This is a genomic window from Brevundimonas sp. NPDC055311 (assembly GCF_053645695.1).
Map to the genome: position 1 here is coordinate 902,961 of NZ_JBSHMV010000002.1, position 26,876 is coordinate 929,836.

The 26,876-nt window shown below is 69.3% G+C and carries 21 protein-coding genes and 1 other RNA gene; 16 read left to right on the forward strand and 6 right to left on the reverse strand.

Annotation, left to right across the window (positions count from 1 at the left end; translation table 11 throughout):
- The 5 genes from ACWIDZ_RS10140 (at position 1) to rnpB (ending at position 4,590) form a co-directional block, all read left to right on the forward strand.
- Positions 1–771: an SIMPL domain-containing protein gene (locus ACWIDZ_RS10140; protein WP_338576500.1), complete on the forward strand. Its 771-nt coding sequence runs from the start codon at positions 1–3 to the stop codon at positions 769–771.
- Between the two features lie 152 nt (positions 772–923).
- Positions 924–2,723, forward strand: a complete 1,800-nt coding sequence (gene sppA / locus ACWIDZ_RS10145) for a signal peptide peptidase SppA (protein ID WP_453989541.1) — start codon at positions 924–926, stop codon at positions 2,721–2,723.
- 121 nt (positions 2,724–2,844) lie between these two features.
- Positions 2,845–3,168 (forward strand): hypothetical protein, encoded by a 324-nt coding sequence (locus ACWIDZ_RS10150; protein ID WP_291777845.1) that lies wholly within the window; start codon positions 2,845–2,847, stop codon positions 3,166–3,168.
- Positions 3,169–3,178: 10 nt separating this feature from the next.
- The gene (locus ACWIDZ_RS10155) at positions 3,179–3,940 is read left to right on the forward strand and encodes an N-acetylmuramoyl-L-alanine amidase (protein WP_453989542.1); all 762 of its coding nucleotides are present in this window, start codon (positions 3,179–3,181) and stop codon (positions 3,938–3,940) included.
- A 259-nt stretch (positions 3,941–4,199) separates the two neighbouring features.
- An RNA gene (gene rnpB / locus ACWIDZ_RS10160) (RNase P RNA component class A) lies at positions 4,200–4,590 on the forward strand.
- 28 nt (positions 4,591–4,618) lie between these two features.
- Here the strand turns inward: rnpB and ACWIDZ_RS10165 are convergent.
- Positions 4,619–5,710, reverse strand: coding sequence for an FkbM family methyltransferase (locus ACWIDZ_RS10165; RefSeq protein WP_453989543.1), 1,092 nt, complete (start codon positions 5,708–5,710; stop codon positions 4,619–4,621).
- 305 nt (positions 5,711–6,015) lie between these two features.
- Between ACWIDZ_RS10165 and ACWIDZ_RS10170 the strand changes: the two genes are divergently transcribed.
- The 11 genes from ACWIDZ_RS10170 (at position 6,016) to ACWIDZ_RS10220 (ending at position 18,755) form a co-directional block, all read left to right on the forward strand.
- On the forward strand, positions 6,016–6,492 hold the full coding sequence (locus ACWIDZ_RS10170) for a division/cell wall cluster transcriptional repressor MraZ (RefSeq protein ID WP_291777851.1): 477 nt from the start codon (positions 6,016–6,018) through the stop codon (positions 6,490–6,492).
- Positions 6,489–7,451: a 16S rRNA (cytosine(1402)-N(4))-methyltransferase RsmH gene (gene rsmH / locus ACWIDZ_RS10175; protein ID WP_453989544.1), complete on the forward strand. Its 963-nt coding sequence runs from the start codon at positions 6,489–6,491 to the stop codon at positions 7,449–7,451. Before ACWIDZ_RS10170 ends, rsmH begins: the two co-directional genes overlap by 4 nt.
- Positions 7,448–7,846, forward strand: a complete 399-nt coding sequence (ftsL, locus tag ACWIDZ_RS10180) for a cell division protein FtsL (RefSeq protein ID WP_338576488.1) — start codon at positions 7,448–7,450, stop codon at positions 7,844–7,846. Before rsmH ends, ftsL begins: the two co-directional genes overlap by 4 nt.
- Complete coding sequence (locus ACWIDZ_RS10185; RefSeq protein WP_453989545.1) at positions 7,843–9,621, forward strand: peptidoglycan D,D-transpeptidase FtsI family protein; 1,779 nt, start codon at positions 7,843–7,845, stop codon at positions 9,619–9,621. The genes ftsL and ACWIDZ_RS10185 overlap by 4 nt, the downstream gene beginning before the upstream one ends.
- A complete protein-coding gene (locus ACWIDZ_RS10190) occupies positions 9,618–11,075 on the forward strand; it encodes a UDP-N-acetylmuramoyl-L-alanyl-D-glutamate--2,6-diaminopimelate ligase (protein ID WP_453989546.1) in 1,458 nt (485 codons plus the stop codon). Before ACWIDZ_RS10185 ends, ACWIDZ_RS10190 begins: the two co-directional genes overlap by 4 nt.
- Positions 11,068–12,507 (forward strand): UDP-N-acetylmuramoyl-tripeptide--D-alanyl-D-alanine ligase, encoded by a 1,440-nt coding sequence (locus ACWIDZ_RS10195; protein ID WP_453989547.1) that lies wholly within the window; start codon positions 11,068–11,070, stop codon positions 12,505–12,507. Before ACWIDZ_RS10190 ends, ACWIDZ_RS10195 begins: the two co-directional genes overlap by 8 nt.
- Positions 12,507–13,616: a phospho-N-acetylmuramoyl-pentapeptide-transferase gene (gene mraY / locus ACWIDZ_RS10200; RefSeq protein ID WP_286949962.1), complete on the forward strand. Its 1,110-nt coding sequence runs from the start codon at positions 12,507–12,509 to the stop codon at positions 13,614–13,616. Before ACWIDZ_RS10195 ends, mraY begins: the two co-directional genes overlap by 1 nt.
- A gap of 4 nt (positions 13,617–13,620) precedes the next feature.
- Positions 13,621–15,099, forward strand: a complete 1,479-nt coding sequence (murD, locus tag ACWIDZ_RS10205) for a UDP-N-acetylmuramoyl-L-alanine--D-glutamate ligase (RefSeq protein ID WP_453989548.1) — start codon at positions 13,621–13,623, stop codon at positions 15,097–15,099.
- The gene (ftsW, locus tag ACWIDZ_RS10210) at positions 15,096–16,277 is read left to right on the forward strand and encodes a putative lipid II flippase FtsW (protein ID WP_291777877.1); all 1,182 of its coding nucleotides are present in this window, start codon (positions 15,096–15,098) and stop codon (positions 16,275–16,277) included. The genes murD and ftsW overlap by 4 nt, the downstream gene beginning before the upstream one ends.
- Positions 16,278–16,290: 13 nt before the next feature.
- Positions 16,291–17,376: an undecaprenyldiphospho-muramoylpentapeptide beta-N-acetylglucosaminyltransferase gene (gene murG, locus ACWIDZ_RS10215; protein WP_453989549.1), complete on the forward strand. Its 1,086-nt coding sequence runs from the start codon at positions 16,291–16,293 to the stop codon at positions 17,374–17,376.
- A gap of 248 nt (positions 17,377–17,624) precedes the next feature.
- Entirely contained in the window at positions 17,625–18,755 is a 1,131-nt protein-coding gene (locus ACWIDZ_RS10220) for a mechanosensitive ion channel family protein (protein ID WP_453989550.1), read from the forward strand.
- 1 nt (position 18,756) lies between these two features.
- Here the strand turns inward: ACWIDZ_RS10220 and ACWIDZ_RS10225 are convergent, their stop codons facing one another.
- The 5 genes from ACWIDZ_RS10225 to ACWIDZ_RS10245 form a co-directional block, all read right to left on the reverse strand.
- On the reverse strand, positions 18,757–19,887 hold the full coding sequence (locus ACWIDZ_RS10225; protein WP_453989551.1) for a DUF2336 domain-containing protein: 1,131 nt from the start codon (positions 19,885–19,887) through the stop codon (positions 18,757–18,759).
- Entirely contained in the window at positions 19,884–21,317 is a 1,434-nt protein-coding gene (locus ACWIDZ_RS10230) for a hypothetical protein (RefSeq protein ID WP_453989552.1), read from the reverse strand. Before ACWIDZ_RS10230 ends, ACWIDZ_RS10225 begins: the two co-directional genes overlap by 4 nt.
- Positions 21,318–21,489: 172 nt before the next feature.
- Positions 21,490–22,485, reverse strand: a complete 996-nt coding sequence (locus ACWIDZ_RS10235; protein ID WP_453989553.1) for an ABC transporter substrate-binding protein — start codon at positions 22,483–22,485, stop codon at positions 21,490–21,492.
- A 751-nt stretch (positions 22,486–23,236) separates the two neighbouring features.
- A complete protein-coding gene (locus tag ACWIDZ_RS10240; RefSeq protein ID WP_291777896.1) occupies positions 23,237–24,778 on the reverse strand; it encodes a S10 family peptidase in 1,542 nt (513 codons plus the stop codon).
- Between the two features lie 187 nt (positions 24,779–24,965).
- Complete coding sequence (locus ACWIDZ_RS10245) at positions 24,966–26,783, reverse strand: ABC-F family ATP-binding cassette domain-containing protein (protein WP_453989554.1); 1,818 nt, start codon at positions 26,781–26,783, stop codon at positions 24,966–24,968.
- Positions 26,784–26,876 lie beyond the last annotated feature (93 nt).

Genomic DNA, 26,876 nt, shown 5'->3' on the forward strand with positions numbered 1-26,876 from the left:
ATGACCCGCACCGCACGCGCCCTGATGCTGGGCACGGCCCTGATGACTCTGGCGGCGCCGGCCGTCGCGTCCGCCGCTTCTGGCGCTCAATCCCAGCCCGGCGGCTCTTCCCCGATGCAGGTGCACGCCATGGCTCAACAACCCGCCCTGAACCTGTCGGCCTACGGCGAGGTCAAGGTCGCGCCGGATCAGGCCACGATCAACTTCGGCGTGGTGACCGAGGCTCCGACGGCCCAGGAAGCCATGGCCCAGAACGCCCAGCAGATGACCCGCGTCGTCGCCGCCCTGCGTCGCGCAGGGATCGCCGAGCGCGACATCCAGACCTCGGGTCTGAACCTGTCGGCCCAGTACGACTATCAGCAGAACGAGCCGCCCAAGCTGCGCGGCTACCAGGCCTCGAACCGGGTTACGGTGACGATCCAGGATCTGAGCAAGGTCGGAACGACCGCCGACGCCGTGGTCACGGCCGGCGTCAATCAGATCGACGGTATCGCCTTTGGCTTGAAGGACCCAAAGGCGGCCGAGGACCAGGCTCGCGTGCTGGCCGTGCGCGCCCTGCAGGACAAGGCGCGTCTGTACGCCCAGGCCCTGGGCGTCGACCTGGGGCCGGTGCGTTCGCTGACCGAGGGCGGCGGTTATGCGCCTGAGGTGCGGCCGCAGGCCATGTACGCTCGCGCCGCCATGGATGCGGGCGGCGCCTCGACCCCGGTCTCGGCCGGCGAGCTGACGGTCCGCATCGACATCAGCGGAACCTACGACATCGGCCGCTGATCGCGATCCGGCGATGAAACGAGAAGGGCCCGCCGGAAACGGCGGGTCCTTTTTCGTGAGTTTATTACCGTCCGTTCATTTGACGCGCGGGGCGCGGCCTCTATCCTCACGCTTGGCCGCCTCTGGCCGCGATCCTGGACGCCCGCCTTCCCATGAAGCAGTTCTTCCTCACCATGCTGGGCGTCTTCGCCGGGCTTGTGGCCTTCTTCGTCGTCCTGCCCGTGGTGGCGCTGATCTTCTTCGCCATGGCGGCCGGGGCCTCCAAGCCGACCACGCCCGCCCATACGGTGCTGGAGCTGGACCTGCGCAGCGGTCTGACGGATCAGACGCCGGTCAATCCCTTTGCGGCGTTCAGCGGCCCCAGCCTGTCGGTGGTCCAGGTCGTGGACGTGCTGGCTCAGGCGACCGCTGACGACAACGTCAAGGTGCTGCTGCTGCGTGCGCCGGAAGCCGGCATGACGCCCGCCTCGGCCGACGAGGTGCGTCAAGCGATCGCCCGCTTCCGCGCCTCGGGCAAGACAGTCATCGCCCACAGCCAGGGCTTCATGCCCGTGGGCGCGGTGATGTCCAGCTATATGGTCGCCTCAAGCGCCGATCAGCTGTGGCTGCAGAACACGGCGAACTTCCAGGCCGTGGGCCTGTCGGCGGACAGCGTCTTCCTGGGCCGCGCCTTCCAGAAGTACGGCGTCAAGGCCGACTTCGAGCAGCGCTACGAATACAAGAACGCCGTCAACGAATATACGCAGAGCGATTTCACCGCCCCGCACCGTGAAGCCATGCTGGCCTGGATGGGCTCCATCTACGACAGCGCCGTCGCCAACATCGCCCGCGATCGCAAGACCACGCCCGAGGCCTTGAAGGCCGTCATCGAGGCCGGCCCCTATTCGGCCGATCAGGCCCTGTCGCTGAAGCTGGTCGACAAGATCGGCCAGGTCGAGGAAGCCGAGGCCGCCGCCAAGGAAAAGGCGGGCAAGAACGCCAAGATCGTCAAGTTCGGCGACTACGCCTCGCTGAAGGGGACGCGCACGACCTCGGGCTCGGGCTCGGCCAAGTCGGCGATCGCCATCGTCGGCGGCGAAGGCGCGATCATGACCGGCCGCGGCTCCAACGACTCGCCCTTCGGCGGCGGCTCCAACATCCGGTCGGACGATACGGCCAAGGCCATCTATCAGGCCATCGAGGACAAGGACGTGAAGGCCATCGTCTTCCGCGTCTCCTCGCCGGGCGGCTCGCCGGAAGCGTCGGAACAGGTTCTGGCCGCCGTGCGCGCGGCCAAGGCGGCGGGCAAGCCGGTGGTGGTGTCCATGGGCGCCTACGCCGCCTCGGGCGGCTACTGGATCAGTTCGGAAGCCGACTGGATCGTCGCCCAGCCCTCGACCCTGACCGGCTCGATCGGCGTGTTCGGCGGCAAGTTCGTGCTGGCTGACGCCCTGAGCCGCTTCGGCGTCGACATGCGCGGCCTGTCGGTCGGCGGCGACTATGCCGACGCCTTCTCGCCGGTGCAGGGCTTCGATCAGGGCCAGCGCGCCGCCTTCGCCGCCTCGATGGACCGCATCTACGAAGAGTTCGTCGCCCGCGTGGCCAAGGGCCGCAAGCTGCCGGTCGAGCGCGTGCGCGAGATCGCCAAGGGCCGCGTCTGGACCGGCGCCCAGGCCCACGGCCTGGGTCTGGTCGATCAGCTCGGCGGTCTGGAAGAGGCCGTGGCCAAGGCGCGCCAACTGGCCAAGATTCCTTCGTCCGAGACCGTCCGCTTCAAGCGCTTCCCGCAGCCGCAGTCGCCGTGGGAGGCCCTGGCGACGGCCTTCGGCGCTTCGGGTCAGGCCGCCGAGGCCATGGTCAGGGTCGGCCAGGTCATGGGCGATCCCGCCGCCCAGGCCATGCTGAACCGCGTTGAGACCGACCGGATGCGCAGCCGCGGTTCCGTCGTTCTGGCGGACCAGCCGGCCTTCTGAGACGCGGCGGGATCAGCAAATGTGACTGGCGCGTGATGTCGCAGTGCATTGACCGTTCAGGTCGATGGACCGACATTACGCCTCAGGCGTTCATCAGGACGCTGAGAGAGGCTTTGAGTTCATGATCAACTCCGACCCGATGGGCCAGCTGGGTTTCAATGCGCGCCGTCGGCCCGGTTCCGGCCTGCTGGCGCCCTTCGTCTGGGCCGCCGGTCTGATCGCCACCGCCTTGGCTGTGACGGTCGGCGCCTTGCTGGCCGTCTTCACCGCCGCCGCCGTGGCCATGATCGCCGTGGTCGGGGGCGTGCTGGTCTTCTTCGCCGGTTTCGCCCTGCGCGCCCGCCGCGCCATGACCGCGCGCCGCCGTCGCGACGACGGGGTCATCGACGCCAGGAAGGTCGGCGACACCTGGGTGGCCTACGGCTGGGAAAAGGAAGGGCGCTGACAGGCCCCTCATGATCGCCTTCACCGACGCGCCGTCCCCGAACTTCGACGCCCGGCGCGGCCCGCCGGACATTCTGGTGCTGCACTACACAGGCATGGAGACCGCCGAGGCGGCGGTCGAGCGCCTGCGGGATCCAGAGGCCAAGGTTTCAGCCCACTATGTCGTCGACGAGGACGGCGCCGTCCTGCGTCTGGTGGCTGAAGAGCGCCGGGCCTGGCACGCCGGGCGCGGCGCCTGGCAAGGCGAGACCGACGTCAACGCCGCCTCCATCGGCGTCGAGATCGTCAATCCGGGCCATGAGTTCGGCTACCGCCCCTTTCCCGAGGCCCAGGTCCGGGCGGTGATCGCCCTGGCGGCGGACATCCGCACCCGCTGGTCCATTCCCGACGCCCGCATCATCGCCCATTCCGACCTGGCGCCCGAGCGCAAGCAGGACCCCGGCGAGCTCTTCCCGTGGAAGCGGCTGGCCGAGGCCGGGCACGGTCTGTGGTTCGAACCGGCGCCGGAGCGCGTCGGCGCCCTGGGCGCGCCTCTATCGCCGGGCGACGAGGGACTGGGCGTCATCGTCCTGCGCTCGGGTCTGCATCGTCTGGGCTATGGGCTGCAGCCGGGCGGCGCCTATGACGAGGAGACCAGCCTGACGGTCGAGGCCTTCCAGCGCCACTGGCGACCGGATCGGGTCGACGGCGTGGCCGACGGCGAGACGCGGGCGCGTCTGGTCGGCCTGCTCCAACTGGCTTCGGTCGAGAGCGTCACGGGCGTTCTGGACTAAAAACATGACCCTCTCCCGGCGGGAGAGGGCTTGAGCGCACGAGAGCGCAGCGATCGTTCTTGCGCGAAAGGGTGAGGGGCTTGTCCTGTCCGTCGGCGTAAGCCGTCGCGCAACGGTCTTCGGCCGACTTCGCTGGCGAACCCTCACCCTTTCGCCTTAGCCAATCGCTTCGCTCTTGGAGGCTCAAGCCCTCTCCCACCGGGAGAGGGGCGTTTCATTCACATTGACCTTCCGCTCATTCGCGCGCATCTAGCGCTCGCCAGACGGCCGGGCGGTCGCGGCGGGGGCTTGCTCCCGTCGAGGAAAGTCCGGGCTCCACGGTGAAAAGGCGGCGGGTAACGCCCGCCCGGGGCGACCCGAGGGACAGCGCCACAGAAAGCAAACCGCCCCGGTCCGCTGGGGCAAGGGTGAAAGGGTGGGGTAAGAGCCCACCGCGTCGGCGGCAACGTCGACGGCATGGCAAGCCCCGCCTGGAGCAAGACCAAATAGGGACATCGCGCGGGGCTCGCCCCGCAGGGTTCACCGCCCCAGATGTCCGGGTAGGTCGCGAGAGCCGTCCAGCAATGGGCGGCCCAGAGGAATGATCGTCGCCGCCCCATGCTTCGGTATCGGGGGCGGAACAGAACCCGGCTTACAGGCCGTCTGGCACTTAAATCTCTCCGGATGCCCGCGGCTCCCTCATGCCGGGAGGCGTTCCCTCGGTATGGCGTAGATATCTGTTTCCGTATGATAGGATTCGTGATGTCCCATGAAGAACGCATAATCCGGCAGGGTGTCCCGAACCCAAAATGCGAGCGAGTGCAAGTCGGGGACCTTGTGATAGGCGCTTATCTGGAGTTTTGGTCTGAGATTCCTTATGAGGTTTACACCGCCATCCAGGGCTTGATGCTCGAAACCCTCGACATCGAAACTGATGACGCCTGGGCCGCTCAGGGAAGTCGATTGCGCGAAGTCGTCAAGCGTGCGGACGGCGACTTCGATGTTGCCGTCGGGCGAAATGCGTGATGAGCCGCCCTGGTCTCCGGCGAAACGGATCACGCCGTTCTCATTGGATACGGCGGCGTTGACGACGACCAGATTGTCGATCCCCTTGGGGGTCTTCGCAACAGTCTCTTCGATCTTCCGCACGTTCGTCGGGTCGGGCTCGAACGCATAGACTGCGCCCTTGGGTCCCACGCGTTTGGCGAACCGGAATGAGGTGGCTCCATTCGAGGCGCCGCAGTCGATGACCCATTCGCCGGGTTCGGCCTTGACGATGGGGTGTTCGTATTCCGGATAGGCGGCCATCCTCAGGTAGCCATGATCGCCTGTTAAGCGGTACTTGATGACGGACGCTAGGGTCAGGCGGCTTTCCTCATCGGCAAGCAGATGGAAAAGGCTCTCCATCTCGTCTCTGTATTTATTCAGAAAATTCGGATCGAACTTGACTTTCTTATAGGCGGGGTCGTGCGAGAAGCGGAGCGTTTGAACGCCGTGACGGGCCAGTTTCAGGACCGGGCGTCGGCAGTTCCGCCAATAGACCAATGGATAGGCCCCCGCGTGCTTTCGCACCTCCTTGAAGGCGATGCGCGGGGCGGCGGTTTCGAGGTCGAACGGCTTGTCGGAGACGATGAAGTCCGGGTCTCTGCCGTGGCTTTCACGGAACCACGCCAACGCCTCCAGGGCGTCCTGCGGAGCGAAGACGAAGGCGGTCGGCTTGTCGACCAGATCGTCCGTCCACACTGTTCGCGACAGTGGCGTCCGCTCTATGTAGGGCAGCAGAACAGACATGGCTTCGCAACCTTTACCGCAAGCTTCGGCGGTGACCTTTCAACGGATTCTGAATGTCCGCAAGGGAGACGAAATAGAAAAGCCCACAGGCTGTGAATACTCATTTTGTTCTGTTTATGTTCCGATTTTACAGTCGTGATAACGTCGTCGGAACCGCAAATTAGGTTAAAGGGCGTCAACTAATCCCATTGAGGCCCATTCTGTCCCATGCTATCCCAATGGCTCATGAGTGAGGGCCAAGGCCCGACGCGTGGGCTTTTTCATCGGATTTCAGGGACGGGCCGCAGGGTTCGATAGGGCAGGGCGTGTTTCTCTCGACCTACGAGAAGCAGCTGGACGGCAAGCGCCGTCTCCTGATCCCTCAGGAATTCCGCACGGCTGAAAACGGCGCCGAGCACGGCGTCTTCTGCTTCCCCTCCATCGAAGCCGATTGCCTGGAAGCCGGCGGCGACAAGCTGTTCGCCGAATATCGCGCGGTGATCGAAAGCCTGCCGTTCGGCGATCCGTATCGCTCGGCGCTGGAAGCTTCGATCTTCGGCGAGCAGAAGCCGCTGGCCTATGACTCGGGCGGGCGCATCACCCTGCCGGAGCATCTGTGCGCCGAGGTCGACCTGTCCGACACGGTCGTCATCTACGGCGTCGGCGAGCGCTTCCAGATCTGGAACAAGGACAAGTGGGCCGCGCACCGCGCCGAGCAGCGCCGCATGGCGCGCGAGGGCTTGAAGCAGTTCGGCGAGATGCGCCGCCAGGCGATGGCCGCCAAGAACGGAGGGGCGGCATGACCTCTCCGCACGCGCCCGTTCTGCTGGCCGAGGTGATCAAGGCGCTGACGCCCGGGGCGGGCGATGTGATCATCGACGCCACCTTCGGCGCGGGCGGCTATACGCGCGCCATTCTGGAGCGCGGCGCGGATGTGGTGGCGCTGGATCGCGACCCGACGGTGCAGCCGTTCGCGGACGCCGTGGCGCGCGACTTTCCCGATCGCTTCCAGCTGATCCGCACGCCGTTCTCGGGGCTGGTCGAGGCGTTCGAGGAGAGCGGCAAGGCGAAGCTGGACGGCGCCGTCTTCGACATCGGGGTCTCGTCGATGCAGCTGGATCAGGCCGAGCGCGGCTTTTCCTTCATGCGCGACGGGCCGCTGGACATGCGGATGTCGGATGAGGGCGAAACCGCCGCCGACATCGTCAACACCTGGGACCACGGGCCGCTGGCCCATATCTTCAAGCTGTATGGCGACGAGCGCCAGTCGGGCCGGGTCGCCACCGCCATCCTGCGTCGCCGGGTCGAGCAGCCCTTCACCCGCACCCTCGATCTGGCCGAGGTGGTGGAGAAGGCCCTGGGCGGGCGTCGCGGCGCCGCCATCCATCCGGCCACCCGCGTGTTTCAGGCCCTGCGCATCGCCGTCAACGACGAGCTGGGCGAGCTGGAGCGCGGGCTGGAGGCGGCCGAGGCGACGCTGGCGCCCGGCGGGCGGCTGGTCGTCGTCACCTTCCATTCCCTGGAAGACCGTATGGTCAAGGCCTTCCTGACCGAACGCACCGGCAATGCGCCGGGCGGTTCACGCCACGCGCCGGTCGCGGTCGAGACGCGCAAGCCCAGCTTCGACCTGCTGTTCAAGGGCGCGCGCGAGGCGGGCGAGGCCGAACTGGCCGCCAACCCCCGCGCCCGCTCGGCCAAGATCCGCGCTGCGGTGCGGACCGACGCCCCGGCGTGGGGCGCGATGAAGGGGAGGGGCGCATGATCGCCATGCCCGCCCCCGTCAAACGCCTGTTCGAGTGGAAGGTGCGCGGCGTGCGCTGCGTCGAGATCATCGGCGTGGCCTGCGTGCTGGCGCTGGTCTTCTCGGTCTATATCGCCAAGGCGGCCGCCGCCCGCGAAAGCGCCGAGATCAGCCGCATCGAGCGCGACATCCGCGAAAACCGCGAGCGGGTCCGCCTGCTGCGCGCCGAGGTCACGCGGCTGGAGCAGCCCGCGCGGCTGGAGGCCCTGTCGCGCGAGATCGGCCTGGGGCCGGTCGATGTGAAGAAGCAGGCGGGCGAGGCGGCCTTGACCGAGATCGCCCCGCCGCCGGTCGAGAAGCCGGTTGAAAAGGCCCCTGCTGCGCCGCCCGCCGCCGCTGCGGAGGCCGTGCAATGAGCGTGCATGACCACCACGGGATGGGCTATCGCGGCCGCCCGCAGGCGACCTTCGGCGGCGCCGTCTCGGCCTGGGGGCGGTGGGTCGCCTCCCTGGTGTGGAACCTGGAGCACTCGTTCGAGCGCGCCCGCGCCGATGCGCGCCCGGAAGAAGACACCCGCGTCCGCATCTTCCTGATCGTGGCGGTCTTCTGCGCCGTCTTCGCCTGCCTGGCGCTGGGCGCGGCGCACGCGGCGCTGCTGACGCCGCGCGGCGGGGCGGGGGCGGGCTTCCATCCCGGCGCCCTGACGCGCGCCGACCTGGTGGACCGCAACGGCCAGCTGCTGGCGACCAACATCACCCACTACGGCCTCTATATCGACCCGCGCGAGGTCTGGGACATTCCTGCCGCCAAGGCGCAGTTGCGCCGCGCCCTGCCGCGCATTTCCGCTGCGCGTCTGGACCGGGTGATGAGCGGCGAGCGCCGCCTGATCGCGCTGACGGGTCTGACGCCGTCGGAGCGCCGGGCGGTTCATGCGCTGGCGCTGGGCGGGGTGACGTTCGAGCCGGAGGACCGCCGCGTCTATCCGCTGGGGACCTCCGCCGTGCATCTGATCGGCCGTTCGGATACGGGCGGCGAAGGCGTGGCGGGCGCCGAGCTGGCCTTCAACCAGGAAATCCGCGCGGCGGGCGTCGCGGGCGAGGACTTCCCCCTGTCGATCGACCTGCGCATTCAGGGCGTGGTCGAGAACGAGCTGGCCATCGCCGCCGAGGAGCACAAGGCCAAGGGCGCCGTCGCCGTGGTCGCCGATGTGCAGACGGGCGAGATCCTGGCCATGGCCTCGTGGCCGACCTATGACGCCAACCGTCGCAACGCTGCGCCGGAAGAGGCGACGCTGAACCGCGTCACCTCGGCCCACTACGAGATGGGCTCGGTGTTCAAGAGCTTCACCGTCGCCGCCGGCATCGACACCGGCCGGGCCGACATGAACACCCTGTTCGACGCCTCTCAGGCCCTGCAGATCGGCAAGCGCCGCATCACCGACTTCCACGCCACCAACAAGGTGCTGACGCTAGAGGAGGTTTATCTGCATTCGTCCAACATCGGCACCTCGCGACTGGCGGTCGAGATGGGCGGCGATGTGATGCGCGACTATTTCCGCCGCCTGGGCCTGCTGGACGCCGCGCCGATCGAACTGAAGGAATCGGCCGCTCCGCCCAAGGTCAGGAAGTGGGACGACAGCACCCTGGCGTCGCTGTCCTTCGGCTACGGCATCATGGTCACGCCGATCCAGTATGTGGCGGCCTATGGGGCGCTGAGCAACGGCGGGCGTTATGTGGCGCCGACCCTGCGCAAGGGCGGCCGTCCGAACGCCCAGACGCATCAGGTCGTCTCGGCCGAGACGTCGGCGACCATGCTGGACCTGATGCGCCGCAACGTCACGCGCGGCTCGGGCCGGTTCGCCGATGCGCCGGGCTTGCGCATGGGCGGCAAGACGGGTTCGGCCAACAAGCTGGTCAACGGCCGCTATAATCCGGCAGTGGCCGTCGGCTCCTTCGCCGGGGTCTTCCCCGCCGACGGGCCGGTGGACGCCAAGCGCTACACCGTCTTCGTCCTGATGGACGAGCCGGGCGTCTATCCGCGCACCGGCGGCTATGTCGCTGCGCCCGCCGTGGGCCGCATCGCGAACCGCATCGCCGGCTTCCTGGGCGTCGAGCGCAAGGCCGACCGCTGGTCCACCGCTCTGGGCGAAAAGATCCCCGAGTTCCAGGACGTGGAGGGCGACGGCCGATGAGCCAGTTGCGCCTTTCCGAACTGCTGCGCCGGGACGTGGCCTCGGACCCTGAGATCACCGCCGTCACCGCCGACAGCCGTCAGGTCGTGCCCGGCGCCCTGTTCGTCGCCCTGCCGGGAACGCAGGCGGACGGCCGCGCCTTCATCCCGCAGGCCCTGGCCAAGGGCGCGGCGGCTGTTCTGGCGCCGTCGGATACGCCTGAGGGCGCGGCGCCGGTGCTGGTCGGATCGGGCGACGTGCATCGGGCCTACGCCATCGCCGCGCGCGCCTTCTACGGCGCCCAGCCGCGCACCTGCGTCGCCGTGACCGGCACCAACGGCAAGACCTCGGTCGCCAACTTCTGCCGACAGATCTGGGCTGGCATGGGCCTGAAGTCGGCCAGCATGGGCACGCTGGGCGTTGTCGGCCAGAAGGGCGACAAGACCTACGCCCTGACCGGCCCCGGTCTGACCAGCCCCGACGCCGCCGAGGCCGCGCGCCTGCTGGCCGAACTGGCCCGCAAGGAGGTCACCCATCTGGCGCTGGAAGCCTCGTCTCACGGCATCGACCAGCGGCGTCTGGACGGGGTGGCGATCAAGGCGGCGGGCTTCACCAATCTGACGCAGGATCACCTCGACTATCACGGCACGATGGAGGACTACCGCGCCGCCAAGATGCGCCTGTTCGAGGCCCTGCTGCCGCGCGGGCGCACGGCGGTTCTGAACGCGGATTCCGACGCCTATTCGGCCTTCGCCTCGGCCTCGATCATGGCGGGGCTGGGCGTGATGGGCGTCGGCGAACGCGGGCGCGACCTGACGCTGCTGGCGCGCCGCGCGACGCCGGAAGGCCAGCGCCTGACCCTCGACGCGCGCGGCCGGGTGCATGACATTCTGCTGCCTCTCGCGGGCGCCTTCCAGGCGTCCAACGCCCTGGTGGCCGCTGGTCTGTGCATCGCGGGCGGCGAGGACCCGGACCGCGTGATCCCGGCGCTGGAGCTGATCCAGGGCGCGCAAGGCCGCCTGCAACGCATCCCCGGCGGCGCGCGCGGCGGCGAGGTCTATGTCGACTACGCCCACACCCCCGACGGGCTGGAGACAGTTCTGAACGCCCTGCGTCCGCACGCGACGGGCCGCCTGATCGTCGTCTTCGGCGCGGGCGGCGACCGCGACCGGGCCAAGCGTCCCCTGATGGGCGAGATCGCTGGGCGTCTGGCCGATACGGCCATCGTCACCGACGACAATCCGCGTTCCGAAGACCCCGCCGCCATCCGCGCTCAGGTGCGCGCAGGCTGCCCCGACGCGCTGGAGATCGGCGACCGCCGCGAGGCCATCCGCCACGCCGTCTCCTTGATGCGCGAAGGAGATGTGGTCGTGATCGCCGGAAAAGGGCATGAACAGGGTCAGATCGTCGGCGGGGTCGTGCATCCCTTCGACGACGCCGCCGAAGCGACCGAAGCCCTGAAAGACCATGCCTGACGCACACACGCCGCTCTGGACCGCCGAAGCCATCGCCTCGGCGACCGGGGGACGGCTTCATGGACCCGACGCTGAAGTCGCGGGCCTGACCTACAACAGCCGCGAGATCCAGCCGGGCGATCTGTTCCTGGCCCTGCACGGCGCGCGCGACGGGCATGAGTTCGCCGAGGGCGCCTTTGCGGCGGGCGCGACGGTTGCGCTGGTCGACCGGCCGGTCGAGGGCGGGTCTTATGTGCTGGTCCCCGACACCCTGAAGGGCTTGGAGGCGCTGGGCGTCGCCGCCCGCGATCGCGCCCGCCTGCGCGGCGCCGTCACCGGCAGCGTCGGCAAGACCAGCGTGACCCAGGCCATCAAGGCGGGCCTTGATCTGGCGGGATCGAGCCACGCCTCGATCAAGAGCTACAACAACCATATCGGCGTGCCGCTGACGCTGGCGCGGATGCCGCAGGGGACGGACCGCGCCGTGTTCGAGATCGGCATGAACCATCCGGGCGAGATCGGGCCGCTGTCGCAGTTCGTGCGTCCGCACGCCGCCTGCGTCACCACGGTCGGGCCGGTGCATATCGAGGCCTTCGCCGACGGCGAGGCGGGCGTGGCGCGCGAAAAGGCCGCCATCTTCGAGGGGCTGGCGCCGGGCGGGATCGCCGTGGTCAACGCCGCCGACGCCCATGCCGACATCGTGCGTCAGGGCGCGGAAAAGGCCGGGGCCGTGGTGCGGACCTTCGGCCATGATGCGGGCTGCGACGCGCGCCTGCTGGACTTCGTCGCCGATAGCGAGGGCGCGACCGTCACGGCCGAGTTGGACGGACAGCGCATCGAATATCGCCTCGCGCAATCGGGTGTCCACTGGGGGCTGAACAGCCTGTGCGTCATCCTGATGCTGCAGGCGCTGGACGTGTCGCTGGAGACGGCGTTGCAGGCGCTGGCAGGCTTCCAGCCTCTGGCCGGGCGCGGGCAGATGAAGGCTGTCAAAGTCCCTGGCGGGACGTTCACCCTGATCGACGAGAGCTACAACGCCAACCCGCTGTCGATGAAGGCGGGCTTCGTCAGCCTGGGCGCCAAGCCGGTGGGGCAGGGCGGCCGTCGCGTCGTGGTGCTGACCGACATGCTGGAACTGGGCGAACACAGCCGCGCCCTGCACGAGGGGCTGGCCCCCGCCATCGTCGCCGCCGGGCTGGACCTGGTGCATACGGCCGGGCCGCAGATGCGCCTGCTGCATGAGGCCCTGTCGCCTGCGCTGCGCGGAGAATGGCGCGAGACCGCTGCCGAACTGGCCGCCGAGGCCGCCCTGCTGGTGCAGCCGGGCGATGTGGTCATGGTCAAGGGTTCGAACGGATCGAAGGCGTCGCTCGTTGCGGCCGCGCTTGCAAATCTCGGCGTGGCCGAACAAGAGGCGCGCGTCGCCGCCGAGGCCCAAGGGAAGCCTGCCTGATGTTCTACCTGCTCTATCTCTATTACGCGGACATCGCTCAGGAATATCCGCTGCTGCACCTGATCCAGTATCAGACGGTGCGCGTGGCCCTGGCCATGGCCACGGCCATGATCGTGGCGGTCGCCATGGGCAGCCGCTTCATCAACTGGATCCGCGCCAAGCAGGGACGCGGCCAGCCGATCCGCGACGACGGCCCGGTGTCCCACCTGTCCAAGGTCGGCACCCCGACCATGGGCGGGCTGATGATCCTGGCGGGCATCGGCGTGGCCGTGCTGCTGTGGGGCGACCTGACCAACCCCTATATCTGGATCGTCTCGGGCGTGACGGCGGCGTTCGGCGTGCTGGGCTTCATCGACGACTACGCCAAGGTGACGAAGCAGACCTCGGCCGGGCTGACGTCCAAGCAGAAGCTGCTGGCCCAGACGGTCGTCGCCGTGATCGCCGGCGTGCTGACCGTGCTGTGGATGACCCAGTCGCCGACCTCGCCGGGGCTTGAGACCTCGATCGCCTTCCCCTTCCTGAAGGCGGTGCTGCTGAACATCGGCTGGTTCTATGTGGCGTTTGCGGCCTTCACCATCATCGGCTTCTCCAACGCGGTGAACCTGACGGACGGGCTGGACGGGCTGGCCATCGTGCCGGTGATGATGGCGGCGGGCGCCTTCGGCATCATCAGCTATCTGGTCGGCAACTTCCTGTTCGCCGACTATCTGCAGGTCCACCATGTGCCCGGCGCGGGCGAACTGGCCATCTTCTGCGCCGCCATCATCGGCGGGGGCATGGGCTTCCTGTGGTACAATGCGCCCCCCGCCAAGATCTTCATGGGCGACACCGGCTCGCTGGCTCTGGGCGGCGCCCTCGGCTCGATGGCCGTGGCGACCAAGCACGAGCTGGTGCTGGGCATCGTCGGCGGCCTGTTCGTGGTCGAGGCGGCCTCGGTCATGATCCAGGTCGGCTACTTCAAGCTGACGGGCAAGCGCATCTTCCTGATGGCCCCCATCCACCACCATTTCGAGAAGATGGGCTGGCCGGAATCCACCGTGGTGATCCGCTTCTGGATCGTCGCCGCCATGCTGGCCCTGGCCGGTCTGGCCACGCTGAAGCTGCGTTGAGCCGATGATCCCCGTTCCCGGCTTCGAGGGGCGTCGCGTTGCGGTCTTCGGCCTGGGGCGGTCGGGGATCACGGCGGCGCGCGCGCTTCAGGCCGGGGGCGCGATCCCTGTGCTGTGGGACGACGGCGTCTCGGGCCGGATGCAGGCCGAGGCCGAAGGCTTTGTCGTAGAGGATCTGACCCGCGCCGACTGGTTGGGCTTCGCCGCCCTGGTGCTGTCGCCGGGCGCGCCGCTGACCCATCCCAAGCCGCACTGGACGGTCGAGCGCGCTCATGAGGCGGGCGTGCCGGTCATCGGCGACGTGGAGCTGTTCGCGCGGGCGCTGGCCGCCCTGCCGCAAGGGGAACGGCCGCGCGTGGTCGCCATCACCGGCACCAACGGCAAGTCAACGACCACGGCTCTGATCGGCTGGGTGCTGAAGCAGGCGGGCCTGACCGTTCATATCGGCGGCAATATCGGCATCGGGGTGCTGGCCCTGCCGGAGCCGACGGCGGATGCGGTCTATGTGATCGAGGTGTCGTCCTATCAGTTGGACCTGACGACGAGTTTCGCGCCGGATGTGGCGATCCTGACCAATGTGTCGCCGGACCATCTGGACCGTCATGGCGGGATGGAGGGCTATGTCGCCGCCAAGCGCCGGATCTTCCAGGCGCAGGATGGTGAGGCGCTGGCGCTGATCGGCGTGGATGAAGAATGGGGCCGGAAGGCTGCGGCGGACCTGCGGGCGCAGGGGCGGCGGGTTTGCACCGTCTCTACATCCGCTCATCCCCGCGGAGGCGGGGAGCCAGAAAGAGCCGCCTCCACGACGCCGACCGGGGGGCTGCAGCCAAAGAACTGGGTCCCCGCCTCCGCGGGGATGAGCGGGATAGGGGCTGAGCCCGGCGCCTTGATCGTTGAGGACGCCGTGCTGGCCGATTTGACCGCCGCGCGGTCCTTGCCCGGCCGTCACAACGCACAGAATGCAGCCTTCGCCTATGCGACCGCGCGGGCCCTGGGCGTGTCGCATGAGGCGGCGGTCGAGGGCCTGCTGAGCTTCCCTGGCCTGTCGCACCGGATGGAGGCCGTGGGCCGTCTCGGCGCCGTGCGCTTCATCAACGACTCCAAGGCCACCAACGCCGATGCGGCGCGGCAGGCGCTGGCCTCCTACCCCTCCGTCTTCTGGATCGCGGGGGGCAGGGCCAAGGACGGCGGCATCGACAGCTTGAGCGATCTCTTCCCGCGCGTGACCAAGGCCTATCTGATCGGAGAGGCGGCGGACGCCTTCGCCGTCACTCTGGCCGATACGCCGCACGTCGTCGCCCATACGATGGAGCGGGCCGTCGAATTGGCCGCCGCTGACGCCGTTGCGGCCGGGGGCGAGCAGGTGGTCCTGCTGTCGCCTGCCTGCGCCAGCTTTGATCAGTTCCCTGATTTCGAGGTCCGGGGCGAGGCGTTCCGCGCCGCCGTCCTGAGCCTGGGCGCACGGCCGGAGCCCGCCGCATGACCCACAACAGCTACAGCCATCCCTTCTCGCGCAACGATCAGAGCCTGATCGCGCGCTGGTTCTGGACGGTGGATCGCGGCCTGCTGGGCGCGGCGCTGACGCTGGTGGCGCTGGGCGTGGCGCTGAGCTTCGCCTCCAGCCCGGCGGCGATCGCGGCGGACGAATCCATCACCGATCCGTTCCACTATTCGTGGCGGATGATGGTCTTCTCGACCATGGGGCTGTTCGTCATGCTGAGCGCCTCGCTGCTGTCGCCGCGGGGGGTCAGACGGATCGCGGTGCTGGCCTTGCTGTGCGCCATCGTGGTCATGGCGGCCCTGCCCTTCATCGGCGACACGGTGAAGGGGGCGGCGCGCTGGATCAATCTGGGGCCGTTCAGCCTGCAGCCGTCCGAGTTCGCCAAGCCCGGCCTGATCGTCTTCGCCGCCTGGATGTTCGCCGAGGCCCAGAAGGGCGAGGGCGTGCCCGGCGTCAGCATCGCCTTCGGCTTGTGGGCGCTGACGGTCGGCCTGCTGCTGATCCAGCCGGACATCGGCCAGACCCTGTTGATCACCACCACCTTCATGGCCGTCTTCTTCATGGCGGGAGTGCCGCTGAAATGGGTGGCGGCGCTGGCGGCGGTCGGCGCTGGCGGGGTGGTGTCGCTGTATTTCATGTTCAGCCACATGCGTGACCGCCTGAGCCGCTTCCTGTCGCCCGAGACGACCGACACCCACCAGATCGACCGCGCGTCCGAGGCGATCCGCGCCGGGGGGCTGGTCGGGCGCGGCATCGGCGAGGGGGTGATGAAGCGCCACGTCCCCGACCTGCACACCGACTTCATCTATTCCGTCGGGGCCGAGGAGTTCGGCCTGGTGCTGTCGCTGATCATGATCGGGCTTTACGCCTTCATCGTCATTCGCGGGATGCGGCGGGCGATGAAGCTGAACGACTCCTTCGAACAGACGGCGGCGGCGGGGCTGTTCATGCTGATCGGGCTGCAGGCCTGCATCAACATCGCGGTGAACCTGAACCTGATCCCCACCAAGGGGATGACGTTGCCCTTCATCAGCTATGGCGGGTCGTCCATGATGGCCATGGGGCTGACGATGGGGTTCGCCCTGGCCCTGACCCGGCGTCGTCCGGGCGCCTATGAACTGGGGTCGAACGTCGCCCCGCGTCGTCGCCTGCTGCCGTAAGAGAGTACCGCCCATGACCAAGGTCTGCGTCGTCGCCGCCGGGGGCACCGGCGGCCATATGTTTCCCGCCGAGGCCCTGGCCCGCGAGATGGCGGCGCGCGGCTGGCGCGTGGTGCTGGCCACCGACAGGCGCGGCGAGCAATACGCCCACGCCTTCCCCGCCGAAGAACGTCTGGCGCTGGACGCGGCGACCGGGCGCGGTCCGATCGGCCTGCTGAAGGCGGGCGTCGCCATCCTGAAAGGCGTGGGGCAGGCCAAGGCCGCCTTCGACAGGCTGGGGGCGGACGTGGTGGTCGGGTTCGGCGGCTATCCGTCGGCGCCCGCCCTGGTCGCGGCGGTGGCGACGCGGCGGCCGACGGTGATCCATGAGCAGAACGCCGTCCTGGGCCGCACCAACCGGATGCTGGCCTCGACCGTCGGCACGGTGGCGGCGGCCTTTCCGACGCTGTGGCGGGCGCCGGCCAGGGTCGGCGCCCGCGCGCGCCTCGTGGGCAATCCGGTGCGGCCGGACATCCGCGCCCTGTTCGACCGGGCCTATGTCGCGCCGGTCGAGGATGGGCCGATCCATGTGCTGGTGACGGGCGGCAGTCAGGGCGCGCGCATCCTGTCCGAGACCGCGCCGCGCGCGCTGGCGGCCCTGCCCGAGGCCATCCGCAACCGGCTGAAGGTGCAGCAGCAGTCGCGGCCGGAGACGCTGGAGGCCGCGCGCCAGATCTATCTGGACGCCGGGATCGAGGCCGAGGTCGCGCCCTTCTTCCGCGACATGGCCGACCGGCTGTCGAAGGCGCATCTGGTGATCGGGCGGGCGGGGGCCTCGACCTGTTCGGAACTGGCCGTGGCGGCCCTGCCGTCGGTGCTGATCCCGCTGAAGATCGCCATGGACGACCACCAGACCCTGAACGCGCGGGCCCTGTCCGAGGCGGGCGCGGCGAAGGTGATCGCCGAGGATGATCTGACCGTCCAGAGCCTGACGGCGGCCTTGGGAGAGATGCTGTCCGATCCGTCGGGGCTGGCGGCCATGTCGGCGGCGGCGCGCTCGGTGGCGATCCCGGATGCGGCGCAAAGGCTGGCCGATCTGGTGGAGGCGGCGGCGTCCTGAACCCTCTCCCGGCGGGAGAGGGCTTGAGCCTCCAAGAGCCGAAGGCGATTGGCTGAGGCGAAAGGGTGAGGGGCTTGTCCCGTCAGTCGGCGTCAGCCGTCACGCCGCTGCCTTTCGGTCGACTTCACCCGCGAACCCTCACCCTTTCGCGCAAGAACGATCGCTGACGCTCTCGTGCGCTCAAGCCCTCTCCCATCGGGAGAGGGAAGCGGGATGACGTAGCCGTTTACCGCGTCTAGGCTCCGCCCATGCCCCAGTTCGTCGTCGATCTGACCAACACCGTCTTCGCGCTCTGGCGCCAGTTCCACTGGCTGCCGGAATGGGCCGTGGTGTCGATCATCACCGTGGTCTTCGTCTTCATCGGCTGGGCGGCCAATCAGGTGGTGTTCGCCCTGCTGAAACTGGCGGTGCGCAACCGCGACGAATTCTGGAAGGGGATGCTGAAGCGCGCCCGGCTGAAGGTGCGGATCGCGGTGATGATTATCGCCCTGGCCCTGGCCGTGACCGTGTCGCCGCTGGATCCGGAGCCGTCGCTGTTCATCCGGCGAACCCTGCTGTTCGGCTTCATCCTGGTGTGCGGCTGGATGCTGGCGGGAGCGGTGGACGCGGGGGCGGTGGTTCACCTCAAGAAGTTCAACATGGAGGCGGAGGACAACCTCTACGCCCGCAAGCACGTCACCCAGACGCGCATCCTGCAGCGGGTGGCCGCCATCCTGATCGGCCTGATCACCCTGGGGCTGGCGCTGCTGACCATTCCCGGCGTCAAGCAGTGGGGCCTGTCGCTGCTGGCCTCGGCCGGGGTGGTCGGCATCGTCGCCGGTCTGGCGCTGCAGCCCTTCCTGACCAATCTGATCGCGGGCATCCAGATCGCCACCTCCCAGCCGATCCGGCTGGACGACGCCGTCATCGTCGAGGGCGAATGGGGCCGGGTCGAGGAGATCACCTCGACCTATGTGGTGGTCAAGCTGTGGGACTGGCGGCGCATGATCCTGCCGCTGACCTACTTCATCCAGAAGCCGTTCCAGAACTGGACCCGCGAGGATTCGCGCCTGATCGGCGTGTCCTTCCTCTATGTGGATTACGAGGCGCCCATAGACCGGCTGCGGATCAAGCTGGAGCAGATCGCCCACGCCTCGCCGCACTGGGACGGCGACGTGGTGGCCTTGCAGGTCACGGACGTCACCGAGCGGACGGCCCAGGTGCGCTGCCTGACCAGCGCGCGCAACGCCTCGGTCGCCTTCGACCTGCGGGCCGAGGTGCGCGAGAAGATGCTGGCCTTCATGCGGGACGAATGCCCCGAGGCCCTGCCACGCGACCGGATGGATCTTGACCGCGAGCGCCGCCGTCCGGCGCCGCGCCCGACCGGCTACGACGAGTAGATCAGGCCGCCTGCATCGCCTTGCGGGCGCGCCAGAAGCGCAGGGTGCGCAGGGCCGCCTCGCGCGTCAGTTCGTTGTACATCCCGGCGTAGGCCCGGGCCTTGCCCATGGCGTTGTCGTCGGTGTTCAGCAGCACCACGGCGTAGGTCAGGAACAGGGCGCGATTCAGGTCCGCCGCCTTGCAGATCACGGCCAGGGCGTCCAGCTCTCGCCGCTCGATGATCTGGCGGGCGGTGTGGAAGTCGACGTCGGCCAGTTGCGACAGGGCGATCAGGAAGGCGGTCTGGCCGCCCGAGCGCAGGAAGCGGGCCAGCACCTGGGGCGTCAGCTGGCCGGCGGCGCGCAGTTCCTCGACATAGGCCAGGCTCTCGGCGTAGTCGGCGGGCAGGGCGCCGTCCTCGGCGGCGACGCGCGTGCGGCCCGCGGCCAGGGCGCTTTCCAGCAGGGCCGGGTCCAGGCGGGCGTTCTGCTCCAGGATGCGCTGACGCAGCCGGGCCTCGACGTCGAAATAGAGGTCGTTCAGCAGGTCGGGCGGCAGGCTGGCGCGTTCGACCGTGACGGCGTGCAGGGCCGGGTTGGCGCGGGCGCGCTCGACGGCGGTCTCGGAGGCGGCGCGCGACAGGCTGGCGCCTTCGTTGCCGAGCAGGACGCCCAGGGTCTCGTCGTCGCCGCGTTCGACGATGGCGTCGGACACGGCCTCGGACACGGCGGCGCGGCGGCTGACGGCGCGCATATGGCCCTGGCCGCGCGAGCGCACCACGCCGATCAGATCGGCCTCGGTCAGCACCGGCGAGGCGGTGAGGACAGGGGCGGCGACGGTCTCGGCCTCATCATTGGCCAGGCGGCGGATGAGCTGATGCGGGGCGTCCGGCGCCTCGGCGAAACGCTCGGCCAGCTCGGCGCGCACGGCCGTCTCCATGGCGTCGGTCAGGTCGGACAGGACGGCGCCGTAGAGGGCGGTCTCGGACTTCGTGCGCTCGGCGGCGCCGAAGAAGCAGTCGGTCAGCTCGCGCAACAGGGCGCGGCGCTTGGGGCTGGACGCTTCCTGCGCCAGGGCGATCAGGTCGGGCAGGCGCGAGCCGGTCTCGGCCGGGGCGGCGGCGACGGGAGAGGAGGCGGCGCCGTCGCTCATGGCAGCATCGGCCCGTCGGTCACGGGATCGTCGGCCATGGGGGCCGCGCGCAGGCGGCCCTGGGCGTCGCGCATGACGGCGGGCGCTTCGGGCGGCTGGGCGAGGTCGTCCGAGGCGATCGGTTGATCCAGCTCGACCGGCAGGGCGTCCAGGTAGTTGGGCGCGGGCAGGGGCGTGGCGTCCGGCTGACGGCCCGCCTGGCGGTGGACGGAATAGTAGCGGGCGCCGCCTTGAGCCGGAGCGTCATCCGACACGGGTTGGGGTGCAGGTTGGGGCGCGGGTTGCGTCGCGGGCGCCGCGTTCGGAGCGGGAGGCGCAGGAGCGGGAGCAGGCGTCGGGGCGGCCGGTTGGGGCGTGTTCCGCTGCAGCTGGAAGATCGGCGCGTCGCGTCGAGGGGCCATCGGATCGAAGGCCGGGTCAGCCGGGACAGGCGCCGGCATGGGTTGCGGCGCCGGCTGGACGGGCGGTTGAACCGGAGGTTGAACAGGCGGCGCAGGTTCGAGAATCGGCGCGGGCGCGGGCGCGGGCTGCCGGACCGACTCTGGCGCGGGCTGGGGGGCCGGTTGGAGCGCGGGCGCAGGCGCGACAGCGCGCGGGGCGGGCTGGACCGGCGCGGGCGGCGTCGGCATCGGCCGCACGGGTTCGGGCATCGGCGCGGGCGTCGGCTCAGGGGCGGGCGTGCGCTGGACCGGCGGCGCGGGTTGCGGCTCCGGCTGGGGTTGCGGGCGCGTCCAGGGGACGTGGCTGGGCGCCGGGGCGCGCTCCATCGGCTGAGGCTGAGGCTGGGCCTCGGGCATGTAGGGCGCCGGGGCGTCGTCCGTCGGCGGCGGCGCGACGGGTTGCGGTTGAGCCGAGAGGGGCTGACGCGCCCAGGGCGCGGGTTGATAGGTCGGCTGATACGGCGCCGGGGGCGTGTAGGCAGGCGCGGGGGGCTCGCCCGGGGGCGCGACATAGGGGCCCCAGGTCGCATCGGGATGGCTGGTCACCGGGCGGAAGTCCGGCGCGGGCGTCAGGGCGTTGGCTGAGGGCGGCGGGGCCGGGATCGGCGGCGGCGCGCCCCAGGTCTGGGCGGGCGTCAGCTGGCGGCTGTAGCCGGGCGCTCCGGCGCGCCAGGGATAGCCGCCATGCGGGATGACAGGCGGGCGCGCGACCGATGACGGGGCGTAAGGACGGACGACGGGCGCCGCCGCATAGGCCGCGTCCTGCGGCGGGGCGAAGCTGTCGGCGGCGGCGGTCGGATAGGCGGGGACGGACTGGACGGACGGGTGGTTCTGGGCGCGGCCAGGCCAGGACAAAGGGCGTCCATAGGCGGCCGACGGATAGGGCGATTGGACGGTCTGGGAGGCGTCTTGCGGGACGCCCTGCGCCCAGGCGGCCGTGGCCGCGCCGAGCGCGGGCAGAAGGGCGGCTATGGTCAGGGGGCGGGGCACCGGCGCCTCGTGAAAGGTGAAGAGGTTCAGCCGATCAGCCTAGACGGCGCGGCTTAATCCTCGCCTAACGCCGGGCGGTCTTAGGGCGAAATCGGTTCACATGCGATCGCGTATGAACCCGGATAATCGCTCAAGGGATTGATCTGGACCGACAATGGCCTCGGGCGAAGGCCTAGCCGCGCGAGGGCAGGTATTGGCTGGTGAAGGCCTCGCGCCAGTCCGGGACGGACGAATAGGCGCTCTGGGTCTGTTCGGCGAAGGCTTGCCAGCGTTCGGGCGTCATGGCCCCCAGGCCGTAGAGCGCCGCATCGCCGCCGTCGACCATGGCCTGAGCGCGCAGGGCCGTACGCGCGGCGTCCAGAACCCGTTGGGGCAGGTCGGGATTGGCGCGGCGGATCAGGGCGTCGCCCCTGGCCCCGTCGCCGTGAACGTAGTCGCGCCAGCCCTCGACCGAGGCGGCGATGAAGTCGCGCAGGGCCTGGCCGTTGTCGCGGGCGAAGGCGTTGGGCGCCAGCACCAGGCCGGAGTAGGAGGGGTAGCCGTCCTCGGCCGGGATCAGGACCAGGGGCTGGAAGCCGACCTCGCGCGCGATCGCCTCGGGCGCGCCGTCGGTCAGCCGCGCGATCAGGACGCTCTCGCGATCCTCGCGGAAGGCCTTCAGATTGTCCTCGGCCGCGCCCGCACGGGCCTGGTCGGACGCCAGGTCGAAGCGGGCGCGCAGCCATAACCAGAAACTGTCCTGGTCGCCGGGCTCCATCAGGATGCGGCGGCCGCGCAGGACGGTCAGATCCTCCAGCTCCTGGTCCGGATGGGCCAGCAGGACGACGGGATCTTTCTGCAGGAAGGCGGCCACGGCCTTGACCGGCGCCCGCTCGGCGACCAGCCGCAGGGGCAGGAAGCTGTCGCGCCCGACGGCCAGTTCGACCGCGCTGGCGGCCAGAAGGGCGGGGATGTCGGCGCCCGACGGCCCGCTCAGGATCTCGACGTTGAGGCCGCGCCGCTCATAGGCCCCGGTCGCGACGGCCTGATAGAAGCCGCCGTGCAGGGCGCCCGCCGGACCGCCCGCGGCCACCCGCAGCCGCACCCGCCCGGCCTCGTCTGTCTGGGCCGGCGTGCGGCCGCATGCGGTCAGGACGCCCAGGGCGGTCAGGCCGAGGGCGCCGGCCATCAGGCCGCGTCTGTGCAGGCGGGGGCGAGTCATCACGTCTAGGGTGTAGGGGGGCGGGCCGCGCTTGGAAAGGCGGCGGGCGTCGCCGGGACCGATTCCGACCCGGAAATCGAGCGCCTGGCCCCGCAAGGCCGGCGCCGGAATTGAGCGAGGGGACGTAACCCTTGAACCAGACCGTCGCCGGTCGGATCGCGGATCGCGTCCCCTCGCCAAGTCCGGGTTGGACTTGGCCGCTATCGGGTCGGAACTCGGCCTCAGCGTCGACGGGCGAACCCGGCGTCGTTCGGCAACCCTTCCGTCGGCTCCTGGTCTTCGGCGTTCCGCAAGGCGAACCTCGCGCCGTCCGTCAATCCCGGCCTGGTTCTCCGTGATCCCTGCGCCGAAGCGCTAGAGGATCGGGAGCCTTGGCCCTGCGTCGGTGTTTCCGCGTCCTCCGAAGAGGCTTGGAACCCTGGGTCAGAGAGCCGGACCGGTCCGCTTGATCTCCGGGTCTCCCCGGATTTCCGCGCCGCCGTGTCCCTCGGCCTGTTGACGTTCCCGCGAAATCCGTTATTGGGCAAGCGCCCAAATCAGAGCGTCTGTGCGGAATTCTCCCGGACCCGGTGGGCAAGTCTGTGGATATCTGTGGGCGGATGAAATTCGCGAAGGCGGATCAGCGCCTTGTGTTGTCCACAGCAAAAAGGGGCCGCCGTGAGGCAGCCCCTGGATAGGCGACCGCCACCCGCTCGCAGGAGCGGATGGCGGCGGATCATCAGCGATTGCGGATGAAGGTGCGGATGTCGTTCGACAGCTTCTTCAGGTCGTCGTCGCGGACGTACATCATGTGGCCGGCGTGGTAGTAGTGCCACTCGATGCGGCCGTCGGTCGGGAAGCCCGGACGGTTCAGCGAATATTCGGCGCCGAAGAAGGGCGTGGCGAAATCGTAGTAGCCCTGACCGACCCAGACGCGCAGGCCGCTGTTCTCACGCAGGGCGCGGCCGATATAGGGGGCCACGTTCAGATACTCTGCGCCGCCGCGCCCGGCGGACGGGAGGTTCCAGTCCCAGTTCCGGGTGCCGCCGATCGAGGAATAGACCACGTCGGGCGAATATTTCAGGCCCTCGCGCGACCAGGCGTTCATGGCGGCGGTATAGGCGCCGTCGATGCCGTAGAAGCTGGGATCATTGTCCGGGCGGTCGCCGGCGTTGTCGTAGTCGACGCCGGTGTAGCGGGTGTCCAGGCGGCCGATGGTCAGGCCGCGATCCCGCAGCAGCTCCTTGTAGAAGCGGCTGGGCGACAGGCGCAGGTTGGCGTTGCTCAGATAGGTCTGCGACACGCCGGTGTAGCGCGACAGCTGCTGCAGGATGGTCGCCCGCTCGTCGGCCGTCAGGTCGTTGCCCTTCAACAGAGCCGTGGCGTAGGGGCCGATGGCCCAGGCGCGGGCCTCGGCGACGAACTCCTCGACCGTGGCGGGCTTGTTGGGGACCTTGTCGTGATACCAGGCCGTTGCGGCCATGGAGGGCAGGTTGGTGACGTAGCCCAACTCATTGCCCTGGGAGTCGGCGGCCAGGCTGAAGTCGAGGATCGACGAGATCAGCAGGATGCCGTTGATGGCGACGTCTGTGTATGTGCCTTCCAGCTCATTGATGACGGCGGCCGAGCGGGTGGTGCCGTAGCTTTCGCCGCCGATGAACTTCGGCGCGTTCCAGCGGCCGTGCTCGTTCAGCCACAGGCGGATGAACTCGGCCATGGACTTGGCGTCCTTGGTCACGCCCCAGTAGTCGGCCGGGTCCTTGTCGCCCAGGGCGCGGCTGAAGCCGGTGCCGATCGGGTCGATGAAGACGATGTCGGTGACGTCCAGCAGGGAGTCGACGTTGTCGATGATCGGATAGGGGGCGGCGCCGTCGTCCTTGGCGTCCGAAGGCACGACCACGCGCTTGGGTCCGAAGGCGCCCATGTGCAGCCACAGGGAGCCTGAGCCGGGGCCGCCGTTCCACAGGAAGGTGACGGGACGGTTGGGGTCCGTCGGGCCTTCCTTGATGTAGCTGTAGGAGACCATGGCCGCGAGCGGCTTGCCGTCCTTGTCCTTCAGATAGGTCTCGCCGGCGATGGCGCGGTAGGCGATGCGCTGACCGCCGAAGACGCCGGTGTGGCGGGTCTCGGACATGACGGGCGGCGGAATGGCGGCTTCGGTGCGGTTCGCGGCGGCGTCGGCGCGCGGCGCGCCCTGAGGCCCGCTCTGGCCCCCGCTTTGCGCCATGGCCGGCCCGGCCAGGGCCAGCGCCGAAGCGGCGACGACAAGCAGTCTCTTCATGGATAAACCCCCAGTTGGTCTACGCGGCTCCCCCTCGAGAGCCGGGCGCGCGAACGACGCCGCCCAGCTTGAGATGAGGCGGCAAGCCGGGCCGAATGTAAACCGTGGGTTCCGGCCTAATCGCAGGAGAGTTGGCTGGACGCGGAGCAATTCCGCGAAGAATGTCCGGATAGGGCGAGGGCTGCCTCTAGCCCGCCAGGGCGGCTTTCTTTTCTTCCAGCTCCAGCCAGTCCAGTTCGGCGGCCTCCAGCTCGGCGCGGGCCTTTTCGGCGGCCTTCATGGCGCGGTCGAAGGCGGCGGAGTCGCGCGAATAGAGGTCGGGATCGGCCAGGAGGGCGTCCTGTCGGGCGATCTCGACCGGCAGGGTCTCCATCAGTTTCTCGACCTCCTCCAGACGGCGGGCGTCCTTGTAGGAGAGCTTGGCCTGTTTCTTGGGGGCGCGGTCGGAAGGCTCCGCCTTCTCGACCCGACGCGTCCCTGACGGCGCGCTGTCGGCGTGGGTCGGGGGCGGGGCGAGGAAGCCGGGGTTCTGGCGCAGGAAGTCCTGCCAGCCGCCGGGGGTCTCGACCACGTCGCCGCGGCCGTTCAGGGCGATGGTCGAGGTGGCCAGGCGGTCGACGAAATCGCGGTCGTGCGACACCAGGATCAGGGTGCCGTCGTAGGCTTCGAGCAGCTCTTCCAGCTTCTCCAGCGTGTCCATGTCGAGGTCGTTGGTCGGCTCGTCGAGGATCAGCAGATTGGCGGGCTGGGCCAGCGCCCGCGCCAGCAGAAGCCGGTTGCGCTCGCCGCCCGACAGGGTGGAGATGGGCTGTTTCAGCTGGGCTTCCTGGAACAGGAAGTCCTTGGCGTAGGCGGCGACGTGCATGGAGCGGCCGCGCACCAGAATAGAGTCGCCGCCGCCCGGCGTCAGGGCGTCCCACAGGGTCATGTCCGACTTCAGCCCCTCGCGCGACTGGTCGAGGTAGAGGGGTTCGAGGTTGGCGCCCATGCGGACGGTTCCCTCGTCCGGGGCCAGTTCGCCCAGCAGCACCTTGACCAGGGTGGTCTTGCCCGCGCCGTTGGGGCCGACGATGGCCAGCCGGTCGCCGCGGATGATGCGGGTGGTCAGGTTCCTGAAGATGGTCCGGTCGCCGAACGCCTTGCTGACGCCCTTGATGTCGGCGACCAGCTTGCCCGAGACGGCGCCGGAATCGACGCCCAGGTTCAGTTCGCGCGGCAGATCCTTGACCCGTTCGGCCCGGTCCAGCCGCATCTGCTGCAGGGCGCGGGCGCGACCCTCGTTGCGGGTGCGCTGGGCGGTGATGGAGCGGTAGAAGGTGTAGGTCTCGGCCTCGATGCGCTTGGTCAGACGGCGCAGGGATTCGGCCTCTTCGTCCATGACCTTGGCGGCCCAGTCGTCGAACTCGACGAAGCCCTTGTTCAATGTGCGGACCTTGCGGCCTTCCAGCCAGTGGACGGTGTCGGTGACGCGGTTCAGGAAGGCGCGGTCGTGGCTGACCACCAGCAGGGCGAACCGGGCCTGGATCAGCTCGTTCTCCAGCAGTTCGATGGCCAGGATGTCGAGGTGGTTGGTCGGCTCGTCCAGCAGCAGCAGATCCGGCTCTTCGGCGAAGGCCTTGGCGAGGGCGGCGCGGCGGATCTCGCCGCCCGACAGGCCTTGGGTGGACTTGTTCGGGTTGAGGCCGAAGGTCTCCAGCCAGCTTTCGGCGGTCCAGCGCTCGGCCTCGCCCGAGGCGGCGTAGTCGGCCAGCGTCTCGCCGGTAATGACCGGCTCTTGCGGGACATAGGCGAAGCGGGTGCCGGCCTGGACCGAGCGGTCGCCCGAGTCCGGCTCGATCAGGCCCATGACCACCTTCATCAGGGTGGATTTTCCCGCCCCGTTGCGGCCGACCAGGGCGGCGCGGCTGCGCGGCTCCATCGCCATGTCGACGCCGTCGAACAGCGGGCGGGGACCGTCCTGAAGGCGGACGTCTTTGAGAGCGACAAGGGGGGGTCTGGCGGCCATGGGGGCGCATATAGCGACTGACCGCCGCTTCGGCCATCGGCGTTGACGCTTCCCTGACGGCGGGCTGTAGTCGCGGGCGATGATGACGGAGGG

Coding starts and splice junctions, on each gene's coding strand:
- ACWIDZ_RS10140 (WP_338576500.1), top strand. CDS start 1: ATGACCCGCACCGCACGCGCCCTGATGCTGGGCACGGCCCTGATGACT.
- sppA (WP_453989541.1), top strand. CDS start 924: ATGAAGCAGTTCTTCCTCACCATGCTGGGCGTCTTCGCCGGGCTTGTG.
- ACWIDZ_RS10150 (WP_291777845.1), top strand. CDS start 2,845: ATGATCAACTCCGACCCGATGGGCCAGCTGGGTTTCAATGCGCGCCGT.
- ACWIDZ_RS10155 (WP_453989542.1), top strand. CDS start 3,179: ATGATCGCCTTCACCGACGCGCCGTCCCCGAACTTCGACGCCCGGCGC.
- ACWIDZ_RS10165 (WP_453989543.1), bottom strand. CDS start 5,710: ATGTCTGTTCTGCTGCCCTACATAGAGCGGACGCCACTGTCGCGAACA.
- rsmH (WP_453989544.1), top strand. CDS start 6,489: ATGACCTCTCCGCACGCGCCCGTTCTGCTGGCCGAGGTGATCAAGGCG.
- ftsL (WP_338576488.1), top strand. CDS start 7,448: ATGATCGCCATGCCCGCCCCCGTCAAACGCCTGTTCGAGTGGAAGGTG.
- ACWIDZ_RS10185 (WP_453989545.1), top strand. CDS start 7,843: ATGAGCGTGCATGACCACCACGGGATGGGCTATCGCGGCCGCCCGCAG.
- ACWIDZ_RS10190 (WP_453989546.1), top strand. CDS start 9,618: ATGAGCCAGTTGCGCCTTTCCGAACTGCTGCGCCGGGACGTGGCCTCG.
- ACWIDZ_RS10195 (WP_453989547.1), top strand. CDS start 11,068: ATGCCTGACGCACACACGCCGCTCTGGACCGCCGAAGCCATCGCCTCG.
- mraY (WP_286949962.1), top strand. CDS start 12,507: ATGTTCTACCTGCTCTATCTCTATTACGCGGACATCGCTCAGGAATAT.
- murD (WP_453989548.1), top strand. CDS start 13,621: ATGATCCCCGTTCCCGGCTTCGAGGGGCGTCGCGTTGCGGTCTTCGGC.
- ftsW (WP_291777877.1), top strand. CDS start 15,096: ATGACCCACAACAGCTACAGCCATCCCTTCTCGCGCAACGATCAGAGC.
- murG (WP_453989549.1), top strand. CDS start 16,291: ATGACCAAGGTCTGCGTCGTCGCCGCCGGGGGCACCGGCGGCCATATG.
- ACWIDZ_RS10220 (WP_453989550.1), top strand. CDS start 17,625: ATGCCCCAGTTCGTCGTCGATCTGACCAACACCGTCTTCGCGCTCTGG.
- ACWIDZ_RS10225 (WP_453989551.1), bottom strand. CDS start 19,887: ATGAGCGACGGCGCCGCCTCCTCTCCCGTCGCCGCCGCCCCGGCCGAG.
- ACWIDZ_RS10235 (WP_453989553.1), bottom strand. CDS start 22,485: ATGGCCGGCGCCCTCGGCCTGACCGCCCTGGGCGTCCTGACCGCATGC.
- ACWIDZ_RS10240 (WP_291777896.1), bottom strand. CDS start 24,778: ATGAAGAGACTGCTTGTCGTCGCCGCTTCGGCGCTGGCCCTGGCCGGG.
- ACWIDZ_RS10245 (WP_453989554.1), bottom strand. CDS start 26,783: ATGGCCGCCAGACCCCCCCTTGTCGCTCTCAAAGACGTCCGCCTTCAG.